The sequence below is a fragment of the Sphingopyxis sp. GW821-FHT12F08 genome (assembly GCF_058806755.1).
This window is the reverse complement of record NZ_JBXAQA010000003.1, coordinates 511,237-525,765: the sequence shown is the minus strand read 5'-3', so window position 1 is coordinate 525,765 and position 14,529 is coordinate 511,237. Positions and strand designations below refer to the sequence as shown.

At 66.3% G+C, this 14,529-nt stretch carries 14 protein-coding genes; 3 read left to right on the top strand and 11 right to left on the bottom strand.

The genetic code is table 11. From position 1 onward, the window contains the following. Positions 1-46: 46 nt before the first annotated feature. The gene (locus AC1RNQ_RS11355; RefSeq protein WP_493171247.1) at positions 47-1,027 is read right to left on the bottom strand and encodes an NAD(P)H-dependent flavin oxidoreductase; all 981 of its coding nucleotides are present in this window, start codon (positions 1,025-1,027) and stop codon (positions 47-49) included. Positions 1,028-1,094: 67 nt separating this feature from the next. On the opposite strand from AC1RNQ_RS11355, the gene AC1RNQ_RS11350 reads away from it, so the two are divergent. Further along, the gene (locus AC1RNQ_RS11350; RefSeq protein WP_493171246.1) at positions 1,095-2,084 is read left to right on the top strand and encodes an NADPH:quinone oxidoreductase family protein; all 990 of its coding nucleotides are present in this window, start codon (positions 1,095-1,097) and stop codon (positions 2,082-2,084) included. A 32-nt stretch (positions 2,085-2,116) separates the two neighbouring features. On the opposite strand, the gene AC1RNQ_RS11345 is transcribed toward AC1RNQ_RS11350, so the two are convergent. The 6 genes from AC1RNQ_RS11345 to AC1RNQ_RS11320 are packed head-to-tail and all read right to left on the bottom strand — an operon-like array spanning position 2,117 to position 8,186. Then, positions 2,117-3,052, bottom strand: a complete 936-nt coding sequence (locus AC1RNQ_RS11345; protein WP_493171245.1) for an NAD(P)H-dependent flavin oxidoreductase — start codon at positions 3,050-3,052, stop codon at positions 2,117-2,119. Next, positions 3,049-3,540, bottom strand: a complete 492-nt coding sequence (locus AC1RNQ_RS11340) for a nuclear transport factor 2 family protein (protein WP_493171244.1) — start codon at positions 3,538-3,540, stop codon at positions 3,049-3,051. Before AC1RNQ_RS11340 ends, AC1RNQ_RS11345 begins: the two co-directional genes overlap by 4 nt. Positions 3,541-3,560: 20 nt before the next feature. After that, positions 3,561-4,619 carry a DUF7064 domain-containing protein gene (locus AC1RNQ_RS11335; protein WP_493171243.1) on the bottom strand — a complete coding sequence of 353 codons (1,059 nt, stop codon included), beginning with the start codon at positions 4,617-4,619 and terminating at the stop codon, positions 3,561-3,563. Next, positions 4,616-5,986: a wax ester/triacylglycerol synthase domain-containing protein gene (locus AC1RNQ_RS11330; protein WP_493171242.1), complete on the bottom strand. Its 1,371-nt coding sequence runs from the start codon at positions 5,984-5,986 to the stop codon at positions 4,616-4,618. The genes AC1RNQ_RS11335 and AC1RNQ_RS11330 overlap by 4 nt, the downstream gene beginning before the upstream one ends. 3 nt (positions 5,987-5,989) lie before the next feature. Beyond that, complete coding sequence (locus AC1RNQ_RS11325; protein ID WP_493171241.1) at positions 5,990-6,973, bottom strand: acyl-CoA dehydrogenase family protein; 984 nt, start codon at positions 6,971-6,973, stop codon at positions 5,990-5,992. A gap of 1 nt (position 6,974) precedes the next feature. Then, positions 6,975-8,186, bottom strand: a complete 1,212-nt coding sequence (locus AC1RNQ_RS11320) for an acyl-CoA dehydrogenase family protein (RefSeq protein WP_493171240.1) — start codon at positions 8,184-8,186, stop codon at positions 6,975-6,977. 86 nt (positions 8,187-8,272) lie between these two features. Here AC1RNQ_RS11320 and AC1RNQ_RS11315 point away from each other — a divergent pair, with 86 nt between their 5' ends. Further along, positions 8,273-8,404, top strand: coding sequence for a hypothetical protein (locus AC1RNQ_RS11315; protein WP_493171239.1), 132 nt, complete (start codon positions 8,273-8,275; stop codon positions 8,402-8,404). Positions 8,405-8,487: 83 nt separating this feature from the next. Here the strand turns inward: AC1RNQ_RS11315 and AC1RNQ_RS11310 are convergent, their stop codons facing one another. From AC1RNQ_RS11310 to AC1RNQ_RS11300, 3 genes are all read right to left on the bottom strand, one after another. Further along, a complete protein-coding gene (locus AC1RNQ_RS11310; protein WP_493171238.1) occupies positions 8,488-9,285 on the bottom strand; it encodes an enoyl-CoA hydratase/isomerase family protein in 798 nt (265 codons plus the stop codon). Beyond that, positions 9,278-10,075 (bottom strand): enoyl-CoA hydratase-related protein, encoded by a 798-nt coding sequence (locus AC1RNQ_RS11305; protein WP_493171237.1) that lies wholly within the window; start codon positions 10,073-10,075, stop codon positions 9,278-9,280. The genes AC1RNQ_RS11310 and AC1RNQ_RS11305 overlap by 8 nt, the downstream gene beginning before the upstream one ends. 245 nt (positions 10,076-10,320) lie before the next feature. After that, complete coding sequence (locus tag AC1RNQ_RS11300; RefSeq protein ID WP_493171236.1) at positions 10,321-11,607, bottom strand: FAS1-like dehydratase domain-containing protein; 1,287 nt, start codon at positions 11,605-11,607, stop codon at positions 10,321-10,323. Positions 11,608-11,680: 73 nt separating this feature from the next. Between AC1RNQ_RS11300 and AC1RNQ_RS11295 the strand changes: the two genes are divergently transcribed. After that, a complete protein-coding gene (locus tag AC1RNQ_RS11295; protein WP_493171235.1) occupies positions 11,681-13,168 on the top strand; it encodes a class I adenylate-forming enzyme family protein in 1,488 nt (495 codons plus the stop codon). A gap of 136 nt (positions 13,169-13,304) precedes the next feature. Here AC1RNQ_RS11295 and AC1RNQ_RS11290 read toward each other — a convergent pair whose 3' ends face one another. Continuing rightward, positions 13,305-14,528, bottom strand: coding sequence for an acyl-CoA dehydrogenase family protein (locus AC1RNQ_RS11290; RefSeq protein ID WP_493171234.1), 1,224 nt, complete (start codon positions 14,526-14,528; stop codon positions 13,305-13,307). Between the last annotated feature and the right edge of the window lies 1 nt (position 14,529).

Below are 14,529 nucleotides of genomic sequence, written 5' to 3'. Positions count from 1 at the left end.
TTCCAAGTCTCGCTGCCCTCCCCTGAAGGGGAGGGCATGGTGCATGTCAGCGCCGAAATCCCGCCAGCCTCTGGTCGAGGATCGCTTCGGCTTCCGAAATGATCCGGTCGATCAATTCCTGACAGGTCGGGATATCGTGGATCAGCCCCTGGATCATGCCCGCCCAGAACACGCCCTTGCTGAGGTCGCCGGTCTGGAGCAGTTCGCGGCCCGCGGTGCCCGCGACCAGTTCCTGCACATCGCTGAACTTGGCGTCGGGCTGGGCGAGGCGGCGGACGACCTCTTCGCTGACTTCGCTCTTGCCGACGCGCGCGGTGTTCTTGAAGTTGCGAAAGATCAGGAAGCTGCCGCGCTCGTCATTGTCGACATAGGCCTGCTTGACGTTGTCATGGACCGGTGCTTCCCTGGTGGCGCAAAAGCGCGTGCCCATGTTGATGCCCTCGGCGCCGAGGCTGAGCGCGGCGATGAGGCCGCGCCCGTCGCCGAAACCGCCCGACGCGAGCATCGGAATCTTGACCTTGTCGGCGGCGACGGGAATCAGGATCAGGCCGGGGACATCGTCCTCGCCCGGATGACCGGCGCATTCGAAACCGTCGATCGAGATGATGTCGCACCCGGCTTTCTCGGCGGAGAGTGCATGACGAACCGCGGTGCATTTGTGGAGGATCGTGACGCCGTGCGGCTTCACCCGTGCCCAGATTTCACGCACCGCCGGGGTGCCCGCGGTCTCCATGATCTTGACCCCGCTTTCGACGATGGCATCGGCATAGGCGTTATAGTCGGGCGAGTTGATCGTTGGAAAGACGGTAAGGTTCACCCCGAACGGCTTGTCGGTCATCGAGCGGCAGCGTTCGATCTCGTCGCGCAGCGCCTGCGGCGTCGGCTGGGTCAGCGCGGTGATGATGCCGAGGCCGCCGGCGTTCGACACCGCGCTTGCCATGTCGGCGGTGCCCACCGCCTGCATGCCACCTTGGACGATCGGATGTTCGATGCCCAGCATTTCCGTGATCCGCGTCTTGAAGCCCATCAGCTTTTCCTCCAATAGTTATATAACTTGGTTATACTTCTAAATCCATGATGACAAGAGGTGTCCGATGACCGTTCCCCTGCCCCGCGCCGTTCGCGCCGACGAACTCGGCCCGCCCGAAAATTATGCGCTCGTCGAGCATGATCCGGGCCCACCCTCGCCCACTCAAGTGAGCATTTCTATCAGGGCGGCGGGGATCAGCTTCGTCGACGTGCTGACCGCGAGCGGCGGATATCAGGTGAAGCCGCCCGCGCCCTTCATTCCGGGCAGCGAATGCGCCGGCGTGGTCACCGCAGTCGGCGGCGAGGTTTCGGGGTTAGCGGTCGGCGACAAGGTCGTCGCGAGCGGCTGGGGCGGGATGTTCGCCGAGGCGGTGAACCTGCCCGCACGGACGGTGCGCAAGATGCCCGCGGCGCTGTCGTTCGAGGAGGCGGCGGTGTTTCCGGTGAGCTATGCCACCGCGTGGCACGCTCTGGTCGATCGTGGGCGACTGCAGGTGGGCGAAACGCTACTCGTGCTCGGCGCGGGTGGCGCCACGGGCTATGCGGCAGTGCAGATCGGCAGGCATCTGGGCGCGCGGGTGATCGGGTCGGCGTCGAGCGAAGCCAAACGCGCGCTGGCGACAAGGGGCGGCGCCGATGCAGTGATCGACGCGCGCGGCGACGATTGGCGCGATCAGGTCAAGGCTGCGAACGGCGGCAAAGGCGTCGACGTCGTGTTCGACCCCGTCGGCGGCGAGGCGACCGATCCGGCGTTCCGCTCGCTGGCGTGGAACGGGCGGCATCTGGTGATCGGCTTTCCGGGCGGGATCGCGGCGCTGCGGACCAATCTGCCGTTGCTGAAGGGCGCAAGCCTGGTCGGGGTCGATGTGCGGCAGTTCGGGATTTTCGAGCCCGAGAAGAGCGAGAGCAATCGCGATACGGTGTTTGCGCTGGCGGGTGAAGGCAAGCTGCGGCCGGCGGTCGAGCGGACTTACAGGCTGGAGGATTTTCGCGCGGCGATGGCGGATGCCGCGGCGGGGAAGAGGGCAGGAAGGATCGTGCTGGTGATGGGCTGAAAGCCCCTCCTCTTTGAGGAGGGGTTTGCATATCAACCCCAGCCTGCCGTCACTGCAGCAATCCGCGCGCGCCAGTCGGGGCGGGCAGGCAGCGCCTCGAATTCAGCCTTCAACCGCGCTACCAGCTCCGTCACCGGCTCGACCGCGTCGATCAGTCCGGCGCTCTGCCCCGCGCTCCAGATGTCGCGCCACGGCATCACGCCTTCGGGCATATCCGACCGCACGTTAGGCAGTGTTTTCGCGTCGAGCCCGACCGCCTCGATCGACTGGCGCATCCAGTGTGCGGGCACGCCGTTCATCGCCGCCGAGGCGATGATGTCGTCGGCGCTGACGTTCGGGATCATCGCGCGATGCCCCTCGACGACGCCGCTTTCGGGGGTCGCGATGAAGCGCGTTCCCATGCAGGCGATATCGCCACCGAGCGCCAGCGACGCAGCGATGGCATGCGCGTCGGCGATCCCGCCCGCGACGATCAGCAACCCGCCGAACATCCGCCGCACCGCGGGCACGAAGGCCATCGGGGTCAGGAAGCCGGTGTGCCCGCCCGCCCCGGCACAGGTCAGCATCAGGCCGTCGGCGCCCGCCGCGATCGCCTTTTCGGCATGCTTCATCGTCGTCACATCGTGGATCAGGCGGCCGCCCCAACCGTGGACGCGCGCAGCCAGCGCCGAGGGATCGCCGAGGCTCGAGAGGACGAGCGGGGCGCGATAGCGCTCGAGCAGGTCGAGGCGGTCGGCGGCTTTGGGATCGCTGCCCCAGCGCGCGGGCATGTTGACGATCGGCGGCGCGCCATCGACATCGGCGATCGCCTTCAGATAATCCTCGAACTGTTCGAACGGTGTTATCGTGCCGCCCTGCCAGCCGCCGATCACACCCGCTTTGCAGCAGGCGGTGGCGAGGGGCACCGACGAGGCGAAGCTCATCGGCGCGCACATCAGGGGAAGCGACAGGTTCGAAAAGATCGTCATCCGCCCGTCTTGGCAGATTTTTTGGCGTCCTGCGCCTGTTTGAACACCGCCTTGTGCGCCGCCTGTTCGGCCGCCGGATAGACGCGCTGGTGAATGTCCTGGTAAAAGATGATCTTGCCGTCCTTCACCTGATAGACGCCCACCCACGGTTGCTCGTCGCCCGGTGCGTGCAACGTCCAGAAGGCCCAGCCGACATTGCCGTCGGTCACCAGCCGGTCGAGCGTACAGCAGCCATCGCCCGCGCCCTCGAACTGCGCGAGGAATTTGGTGGCGGCGTCCTTGCCTTCGTAGCGGCCCCAGATCGGGTCGATGAAGACGATGTCGTCGGCGAGCAGCGCGCCATTGGCGCCGAATCGGTTCGCGTTGGTGTTCTTCCAGAACTCCTCCATCACCGCCTTGGCATCGCGCGCCGGCGCGGCGGCTCCGTGTTTTGGTTGGCATGCTGAAAGCGCAAGCGCCGCCGTGAGGCCCAGCAAGATCTTCCGCATCTCTCTTCTCCCCCTTGGTATCAGACGGTCGCCTTCAGCGCGTCGAGCACGCGGACATAATGGACGGGATTCCACACATCCTGATCTTCACCCCAGCCGATGCCGCCGTCGATGTCCCAGCGCATCAACTGGTTCACGCTATAGCCGGCCTCGCTCATCGTGCTGACGGTGAAGCCTTCGCTCTTCATCTCGCGGCCATGCTCGTCGACGAGTTCGACCTGCATATGCGTGCTCCAGCCGGTCTTCGGGCTGCGGAACACACGCATCCGCGATTTGCCCGCGTCGAGGCTGCCGAAGCTCCCGTCGCGGCGGATCCAGCCGGCGTTCATCGGCGACCAGCCCTCGGCGTCGCCATCCTGCACCCGCGCGAAGCCTAGAAAACCGGTGCCGTCGCGGCGATGGCCGAAGATGTACTGGATACGCCCGCGCCCACGCTCGCGCTCGATTTCGCGCCAGCGGGCGCCGCCGGGATTTTTCACGCGCTCCATGTCGTTCGCATAGACTTTGGGGCTCGCCGCATAGGGGCCGCCGCGCGGGCCCCAGGTGCGATCGCGCACGCCGATGCCGTCGATACGGATGCGCTCGCCGCGCAGCGTCATCCAGCCCTCGACATGGCCGAGTTGGTCGTAATGCGGCGTCGCCATGAAGGGCGGCTTGCCGGGCGGGAAGCGGTGCGGTTCGTGCAGGCCGGTGTGGGTGCAGTCGAGCGCGAAGCCGCGCGCGGAATCCTCGTACTGCAGATGATATTTCATGCCCGGCTCGAGCATCTTGAGGCTGTAGCCTGGGCCGTTCTTGTCGCCGGGAAAGACGATATCAGTGAGGTCGGGGGCGTCGGGCATCGGCGCTTCCTCGACCTTGCGGTAATAGGCCATGCGCGCCTGGTCGTATCCCTCGTCGTCCCAGGCGAAGATGCGCCAGGTGACCGCCTTGCGGTTCGGATAATAGGGCGCGTGGATCCAGCAACCGATCTTGCGTTCGGGAATGTTGAATGACCACCAGTTGGTCTCGGTCTCATAGGGATCGTCGGACAGCTGGTGGTAGCGGTCGTCCTCGGGCTTGAAGGCGAGGTCGTCGGTCATGCAAGGGACTCCAGTTCGCCGAGCGCGGCGGTGAACAGCGCGGCGATGCGGCCGACGTCGGCCACTTTCTCCGCATCGGTAATCACGCCCATGTCGAGATTGTCGCCGCTGCGCCGCGAGGTGATGTTGAGGAAACGGCCCGAGCCGATGATCGGCACCGGATAATTGTGGCGCTGGGCAAAGCCCGCATAGCTACGCGGCTCGGCAGGACCCGGCACATTCGACAGCGTGAGGTTGCCGGGGATCAGCCTTTTGCCGCCCGCCATGCGGTCCGCGAACGCAGCGCGGCGGTCGCGCGCGCCGAACGGTTTTTCGGCGGCGTCGAGCAACGCCTCGTCGTGACCGGTGCGGCGCATTTCGGCGGCCATCGAGGCCCGGATCGCGCGCAGGCGTTCGAGGGGGTCAGCGAGGTGCGTGGCAAGATGCGGGTGCAGCGCAACGATGCGGTTGCCGAAATCGCCATGTTCGGGGCGGCGGTAAGATCGCGCCGAATTGATGACGAGCGGGGTGTCGGGGAGGTCGCCGGTCTCGATCAGGTAATGGCGCAGCGCGGTGCTGGCGAGGGTCAGGAAGATGTCGTTGATCGTCGCATCGAGCTTTTTGCCGACCGCTTTCACCCGCACGAGCGGCAGGCTGATCGTCGTATAACGGCGTTCGGCGGAGGTCGGGCCGGAGAGCGCAAATTCGGGGGTGGGCTCGCGGTCGCCCTTGAACGCTTCGAGCGCGGCGAGCGCTTGCTTGCGCCGCGCCGATTGTTCAGCGCGCAGTTCGGCTTCGGCGGCGAAACGTGTGTCGGCCTTTTCGCGCCATTTTTCGGGTTCGGGCAGGATCGCATTGGCGAAACGCGCGGTGGCGGGCGGGGTACTGTCGCTCAGGAGGCCCATCACCGTCTGGAAACCGATGCCGTCGGCGACGCTGTGGTGCATCTTGAGATAGAGCGCGCTGCCGCCGGTCGCGAGCCGTTCGAAGATATGCGCGGCGAAGGGCGGTGCCGATAGGTCGAGCCGCCACATGTTGAGCCTGGCGACCGCAGCGTAGAGCTCGGCGTCGCTCCATGCGCCGTCATGCGGTTCGACCGCGACGAGGCTTTCGAGATCGGCGCGCGCCACATCGGCCCAGACGTCGCTGTCATAACCGTCGGGGGCTTCGTGCAATCGGACGAGCAACGGCGTCGCGGGGAGTCGGTCGGCGAACTGGCGGCGGATCGCCGCGGCGACTCCGTCCTGCTGGTCGGCTGGCGCATCGAGCAGGATCAACGCGCCGACATGCATCGGCGAGGCGTCGGTTTCGGACAGGATCATGAAATGATCGTCGGGGCGCAGGCGGCGGACGCCCGGCGCGAGCCGCAACGGATCGGCGGCGCTCACGCCCTACCAGCCGGCCAGATCGGCCGCGCGGGCGCGATGCTCGGCGGGGCTGCCGAGCCAGGCGCGGTCGGCCATCGCGCGGCGGAACCAGTAGTTGAGGCCATATTCCCACGTATAACCGATGCCGCCGTGGGCGGCGACTGCGGCGCGGGTGGTGTGGACATAGGTGTCGCACAGATGCGCCTTCGCCATCGCGGCGGCGCGCGGCGCGTCGGGGAGCCCGGCATCCCAGGCGTAGGCCGCGTACCAGACGAGCGAGCGCGCGGGTTCGACGGCCAGCGCCATGTGCGCGAGCTGGTGCTTGAGCGCCTGGAAGCGCCCGATCGGCTGGCCGAACTGCTCGCGCTCCCTGGCGTAAGCGACGCTCATGTGGGTGACCTTCTGCGCGCCGCCGAGCGCATCGGCGGCGACGAGGACGAGCGCGGCGTCGGCGAGGCGGGCGGTCATCGGGTCGGAGGCGGAAAAGAGCGTTTCGCCTGCGTCATCGGGAATGGCGACTTTCGACATCGGGCGGGTGCGATCGGCGGCTTTCACGGGTTCAATGGTGGCTTCAGCGGCAGAAACGAGGCGGACGCCGGAGGCACGGTCGACGATCAGGAACAGATCGGCGGCGCGCGCCGAGGGCGCATAGGCGCTGCCGCCGTGGAGCAGCGTCGCGACTTTCGCGCCGCTCGCCAGCGCCTCGGCGTCGCCCCTGCCGCTCGCCGCCACCGCCGCGACTGCCAGCAATTGCCCGATCAGCGGCCCCGCCGCCGCCGCTTCGCCCGCGACCTCGCAGACGAGTGCCGCGTCGAGCAGGCCCATGCCGCTATCGGGCGCCAGCATGCCGCCGAGGCCGAGCGCCATCAGCGCAGCCCAGCTCTCGCGGTCAAAATCCTCGTCGCCATCGGCGAAGGCGTGAATGCGTTCCATCGGCCAGCTGTCGGCGAGCGTGCCGCGCACCGCGTCCTGGATCGCCTTCTGCTCTTCGGTCAGGTGGAAATGCACGTCAGCGCTCCCCGCTCATCGCGAGGTCGCGCGGCAGGCCGAGGCCGCGTTCGCCGATGATGTTGCGCTGGATATTCGACGCGCCGCCGGCGATCGAATTGCCGAGGCTGCCCATGATCTGGTCGAGCCACTTTTCGGGACCGCGCGGCCCGCGATTGCCGCGCCCGCCTGCACCCGCGGGTTCGAGGAAGCCGTGCTCGCCGATGAGGTCCTGAGCGAGCAAAGCCATATCGTGACCGATCTCGGTGAGCAGCAATTTCATCATCAGCGCGACCGGGCCGGGGTCCTCGCCCGCGGCGGCGCAGCTGAAGATGCGGTAGCTCGAATAGCGGTGCGCGAGGACCGAGCCCTCGATTTGCGCCAGTTTGTCGCGGACGATCGGATCGTCGATGCGGTCGACCTCCTTGGCGAGATCCACCAGCTTGGCGAACTGTTTGCCCAGCCCGTCGGCGCCGCCGATGCTCGCACGTTCGTGCTTCAGCGTCGTGCGGCTGACATACCAGCCCTGTCCGCGCTCGCCGACCTGCCAGGACACCGGGGTCTCGGCATTGTCGAAGAAGAATTCGCAGAAGGTGTGATCGCCCTCCTCGCCGGTCATTTGCCGGATCGGGCGGCGGGTGACGCCGGGCTGGTCGAGATCGATGAGCAGATAGGTGATGCCGTCGTGCTTGGGCGCCTCGGGTTCGGTGCGCACGAGCATGAACATATGCGTCGATTGCATGCCCTGCGAGGTCCAGATTTTCTGGCCGTTGATGATCCATTTCGTGCCGTCGGCGGAGAGTTCACCCTTGGTCCGCACGCTGGCAAGGTCGCTGCCCGATCCGGGCTCGCTATAGCCCTGCCCCCAGACATAGTCGCCCTCGACGGTCTTGCGGATGAAGAACTCCTTCTGCTCGTCCGTCCCCTTTTCGAGCAGGGTCGGCACGGTCATGTTCATGCCGTTGCCCCCGACCTCTGTCGGCGCGCGGGCGCGCGCGAACTCCTCGCGGATCACCTGCGCCTTGATCACGTCGACCGGCTGTTCCGAGCCGCCGTAACGCCTCGGGATCGCGCGATAGAGATAGCCCTCACCCGTCGCGAGCGCGCGAAAGGTGCGGATGAACGCCTTGAGGTCGGCGCCGCGCGCGTCCGACGGCGGTGGCCAGTGCAGCGACAGGAAAGCGCGGACCTCCGCGCGAAAGGCTTCGGCGGCCGCGCCATAGCTCAGGTCCATCGCTCGCTCTCCCTCATGCCCGGCGATTCTATGCTTGAGTTATATAACTACGTCAACCATGTTGTGTGCCGCGTGGGGACTGGTTTTTGCTCGACACGCGTACCGAGGATGCGGGCAACGGCCATGCGGTGGCGCAGAGCGTGTTTGCGGACGAGCGCGGCGTCTATGCCAAAGGGGCGCAGATGGTGTTCATCGGGCCGGGGCGGCCGCGCAACTAATACCGTAGCCCTGAGCCTGTCGAAGGGCGCCTATCCGGGAAGCGCCCTTCGACAAGCTCAGGGCTACGGTGCCTAATCTGGCGTTATTCCCCCCGGAAAACGGGCGCGCGCTTTTCGGTCACCGCCGCCAGCCCCTCGCGATGATCCTGGCTGCCGAGCAGCAGCGCCTGGTTCAGCAGGTTCGCCTGCCATTCGGCCTCCATGCTGCTTTCGAGCGCGCGCTGGATCGATTGCTTGACCGTCGCGTAACCAAGCGGCGCCGAGGCGGCGAGTTCGCGCGCCAGTTCCATACCGCGCGCCGCGAGATCGTCCTTCGCGGCCACCTCGCCGACCAGCCCGATGCTCAACGCCTCCGCAGCGCGGACCTGGCGCCCACGCAGGCACATCTCCATCGCGTGGCCGAGCCCGACGATGCGCGGGAGCAGGAAGGTGCCGCCGAGCGGGGGCATGATCCCGAGCTTGATCCAGCTTTCCTGGAACATCGCCGTATCGGCGGCGATACGGAAGTCGCAGGCGAGCGCGAGCTCGCAGCCGACGGTGACCGCCGCGCCCTGTACCAGCGCGAGCGTCGGTTTGGGACAGCGGTAGATGGCGCGCGCGGCGCCCTGGAAATTGGTGTAGACCGTGTCCTTGATCTCGCTTGCAGACATGGACGTAAGCCGCTGCAAAAAGGCGAAATCGGCGCCGACCGAGAAATGCTTGCCCTCGGCGGCGAAGATGATCGCGCGCACGTCTTGGTCCGTGGACAGCGCGGCAAAGGCGTCGCGAATCTCGCCGAGCATTTCGGGTGAGGAAGCATTGCCAATATCGGCGCGCGCGACGACGACCGCGGCGATCCCGCCGTCGTGACGGTCGATGCGGATATGATCGAAGTCAGCCACCCTGCTCGTCCTGCTTCTTCTTCTCGCGCCAGATCATCGCGGTCGCGCTGGTCGACAGCCCCATATTGAGCGCTTCGGCGTCGAGCGCGGCCTCGAAGGCCCAATCCTCGGCATTGTTGAGGTTCGCCTTCATATAGCGGTAGCCCATGCGCGGGCCATCGGCGAGGCGGCGGGCGGCTTTCATCGTTTCTTCGCGCAGCGCCGCGTCGTCGAACAGGCGGGTGTAGAGGCCCTTGGCGAAGGCGTCGTCGGCCGACAATTTCTCGCCGAGGAAGAAGAGTTCGCGCGCGACGCCGGTGCCGACGATCTTGGTCCAGAACCAGGTCGAGCCGAAATCGCCGCCCGCGCCGATGCGGTCGAAGGCGGTGAGGAAGCTTGCGCTCTTCGCGGCAAAGCGCAGGTCGCACGCGCCCGCGATGCCGATGCCCGCGCCCGCGACGGGGCCGTTGACCATCGCAATGGTCGGCTTGGGCATTTCGTGGAGCAGGCGCGAGGTTTCCATGAACCCGCGCAGCCGCATATGGCCCTGTTCGGTGCGGCTGCCGACCTCGGCATTGGCGGGCACGACCGCCTTGTCGGCGCCGCCTTCCTTGAGATCGCCGCCGGCGCAAAAGCCCCTGCCCGCGCCGGTCACCACGACGCAGCCGACCGACGCATCGCGCGCCGCATCGGCGCAGGCGTCGGCAAGCGGCGCCATGATCGCGCTGGTCAGCGCGTTGAGCCGGTCGGGCCGGTTGAGGGTGATGGTGCGGACCCCCGCATCATCGTCGATCAGTATTTCGTCAGCCATAGTTCCTCCCCGGCCGTCACGATGCTGGTGTGGGTTTACGGGTAGTAGGCAGCCCTTCTCAACCCCTCCTCTTCAGAGGAGGGGCAGCGAGACTTGGTTCGGCGCAGCCGGACCTAGTCGCAGCGGGGTGGTGGCCGAAGGCGCACGCCCAGCCTCGAACACCACCCCGCTGCGACTAGCGAACACGTTCGCAAGTCTCGCAGGCCCCTCCTCTGAAGAGGAGGGGCTTGGCGTTTGCCGCCCGGTCAATCCCCGCCGAGCTCGCGGTGGCGCGCGAGCATGGCCACCGCCTTTTCGGCGAGTTCCTCGGGCACCTGCGGATAGAGTGGCAGCGGACGGGTCTTGCTCGGCAATGCGATCGTCGCGGTCGCGCGCACCGTTTCCTCGTTGCGCTGGTTGGTGAATTTCACCGCGACGTCGACCAGGCTCTGACCGCCCTCCTGCCGCTTTGCGAGTACCTCGCCGGTGACGCGCTGGACGTCGCCCATATAGTTGAACTTGCGGATCTCGTCGTGGATGTGGGTGATGACGGCGTCGTCGCCCGCCCAGTCGCTGAGATATTGCCACAGGTAATTTTCGCGCATGACGCCATAGTCATAGGCCATCGGGTTGCCGATCGCCTGCGCCCATAGCGGGTCCCAGTGCAGCCGCTGCGCGACATCGGGGATGCCATGTTCGTTCTTCACATAGAAGGCGGGGATGCGCTGGCGATTCTTGTGCGCGAGGCGGTTCGCGGTCGGCGCATAGGGCACGAAGCCATAGCCGCCGGCGTGGAAACAGATGACGTCGGTGACGGTCAGCGGGCCCTTGGCCTGCAAGCCGACCGAATCGCCCTTCTCGACGCTTTCAAACCAGCGCTTCTCGGCACCCTGTACGCGTTCGGCGGCATAGATGTCCTCGATCGCCTGCATTTCCTCGTCGGTGTAGCTCGCGGGTTCGATCGCCGAATATTTGCCCTTCTTCACCGCGGTCTTGCGCTCGGTCAGGACGCGCAGGATGCGGTAGACCGCTACGACCTCGCCACGCTGGTTCATTTTGACGTCGCGCCGCACGCCGATCACCGATCGGCCGGCGAATTCGGACTGCTTGACCTCGCACGATTCGTCGCCGTTGAAGCTGTAGATCGTGTCGCCCGGAAAGATCGGGCGGTAGAAATCCCATTGCGAGCCCGACACGAAGACATGGATGCCCTTGAACAGGCTCTTCTTGAGCGCCTTGATCTCGTCAGGCACGGGGTCACCCAGCATCGGGCGATTGATGATGCCGGCCATCATGCCCGGCGCGATCACGCTGCCCCAACGGGTCTTCTTCGCATAATGCGGGTCGGTGTAGAGCGGCTTGTCGTCGCCCATGCCGTGCGCGAAGTTGCGGATATTATCCTCGGTCGCGGTCTGGATATATTCGCGCGTCTTCGCCGCCTGGTCGAATCCCAGCAATTTGCGCTGCCGCTCGATATCCGCATCGGTAATCTCGTAGGCGACGGCTTTCTGCCACTCATCGCTCTGCTTGATGTCGGTTTCTGCCTCGGCCATCTTTATCTCCCTTGTCACGAGTTATATAACTAGGTAATACATCCCCAGAAGTGACGCAAGGGGATTAAGCCGAATGGAAGTTCGCCGCATAAGCGATGCATTGAAGGTGCGCGCCGCGCACCAGTCGGACGACATCGCGCACGACGATACGCAGCGGCAAATCACCTTCGCCGAATGGGATCGCGAGGCCGACGAAGTGGGCGGCGGGCTGGCGGCGGCGGGGCTGGTTCCGGGCGACCGCGTGTTCCTGCCGATCAGCAACATGCATGCGGTCGAAATGGCGATCGCGGTGTTCGCGGTATTCCGCGCCGGCGGCATCGCCTGTCCGATCAGCACAAGGCTGAACCCGCGCGAAATCGCCGATTATGCGGCATTGTGCATGCCGCGATTCTGCCTGACCGACGCGCCCGATCTGGTGAAGGACTTGGGTCTCGCGGGCTGCTGGCATGTCGCCGATATGCCGCGCGATATCACCGCCCTACCCGATCAGGCGCGCCTCGACCCCATGGCCGACGCCGAAATCCTCGGCACCTCGGGCACCACCGGCAAGATCAAGGGCGTCGTCGTGTCGCATCCCGATTTGATGACCAATGTCACCGGTTATAATATGGACCGCTCGCGTTCGACGCTGAACGCGCTGCCGCTGACCGGGTCGGGGGGTAATATCGGCATCGTGATGCTGCCCGCGCGCGGCGGCGCGACCGCGATCACCCAGCAGAAATTCGACCCCAAGGGTTTCCTCGAGCTCGCGCGCGAAAAGCGGCCGAACCTCGTCTATCTGGTGCCGTCGATGCTGCGGCTGGTGCTCGATCACCCCGATGTCGCCGACTACGACATGGCCGGGGTCAAATATCTGATGACCGGCACCGCGCCGCTGCCGCATGATTCGGTCAAGCGCGCCGCCGACCTGTGGCCGCACCTGCGCATCCGCAACAGTTACGGCATGTCCGAGGGCGGCGTGGGGCTTGGCACGACGAGCCAGGAGCAGGTCCTGAAACCCGGCTGCGTCGGCAAGCTGCCCGCGCATATGCAGATCCGCGACGAGGCCGGCCAAGTCGTCACCGAGACGGGAGTGGTCGGCGAAATCTATGGCTGGCAGAAGCATGCGCGGCGATACTGGAACGACGCCGAGGCGACCGCGGCGAGCTTCAAGGGCGGCTGGACCAAGACCGGCGACCTGGGTTTCGTCGACGCGGACGGCGACCTGATCATGGCCGGCCGGTCGAAGGAGCTGATCATCCGCGGCGGCTACAACATCACCCCGCTCGAGATCGAGACCGTGCTGCATTTGCATCCGGCGGTGCAGCAGGCGGCGGTGGTCGGCGTCCCGCACGAGGTGCTGGGCGAGGATATCGCGGCAGCGGTGACGCTGCGGCCCGGCTGCGGCGAAGCGACGGCGGACGAGATCATCGCGTTCTGCAAGGCGCATCTGGGCGACAACAAGGTGCCGCGGACGCTGGTAGTGATGGACAATATGCCGCTCAATCCGAACGGGAAGATTTTGAAGAAGGATCTGGCCGAGCCGCTGGCGAAGGCGGCAGCGGAGCGGCGGGCGGCCTGATTTACGCCCTCCCCTTCAGGGGAGGGCAGCGAGACTTACGAACTTGTTCGTTAGTCGCAGCGGGTGGGGGCCAGCGGCCTTGCGCTACCTCGATAGCCCCACCCCACCCCCCCTGAAGGGGAGGGGCTAAGTAGCGTTACCCCTTCAGCGTCTCGAACGGCACATCTTTGTCCATCCGCACCTCGCCCGGCATCCCGAGCACGCGTTCGGCGATCTGGTTGCGCAGCACCTCGTCGGCGCCGCCGGCGATGCGCATCACGGTCGAATAGATATAGTCGTACTGGACATCGCCGGTCGCGGTGTCACCCGCCTCGGGCGCGATGCCCGCGAGGCCGCGCAGTTCGAGCGCGAGGCCGTTGGTCTTCTGGTAGCGGCCGGCATAGGCGAGCTTGACCATGCCCGCGAGCGCGCCGGGGTTTTCGCCCTTCGAGACCATCGTGCGCAGCCGCGCCTGGAAGAAGCGTTCGCCCTGCTCCTCGGCCAGCGCCTCGGCGAGCTGCTGGCGGATCGCGCGGTCGTCGAGCATCGTGCCGCCATGGCCGTCGGGGGTCGCGGCGGCATAGTCAATCAGCGGCTCGACCCCGCTGCGATGCGCGCCCGAGCCGAGGCGTTCGCCCATCAGGACGGTCATGCAGCACGCCCAGCCCTCGCCCTCGGCCCCGAGCCGGTTCGCGTCGGGGATGCGCACGTCGGTGAGGAAGGTCTCGTTGAACTCGCTCGCGCCCGAAATCTGGCGGATCGGGCGCGTCTCGATCCCCGGCGTCTTCATGTCGACGACGAAGAAGGTCAGCCCCTTGTGCTTGGGCAAGGTCGGATCGGTGCGCACGACGAGGATGCCCCAGTCGGTGAGATGCGCCCAGCTCGACCAGACTTTCTGCCCGTTGACGATCCAGTCGCCCGAACCATCGCCGGCGCGCACCGCCTTGGTGCGCAGCGCCGCGAGATCGGAGCCTGCCGAAGGTTCGGAGAAGAGCTGGCACCAGGTGATGTCGCCCTTCAGCGTCGCCTCGATAAAGCGCGCCTTTTGTTCGTCGCTGCCATGCTTCGCGATCACGGGCAGCGCCATGCCGGTGCCGATCGAGGTGAAGGGCCCCTTGGGGAGGTGATATTTGCCCTCTTCCTCGGCGAAGATAACCGCTTCGGGGCCCGACAGCCCGCGACCGCCGAGCCCCTTGGAGAAAGTCAGGCCGGACCAACCGCCGGCATAAAGCTCGCGCATCCAGGCGCGGCCGCGGTCAGCTTCTTCGGTGTCGGGGATCTTCTTGCCGGGCGTGAACACATGCGCCGGGGCGTGGGCGGCGAGCCAAGCGCGCGCTTCGGCGCGGAAAGCGGCTTCTTCGGGGCTGTCGTTGAAATCCATT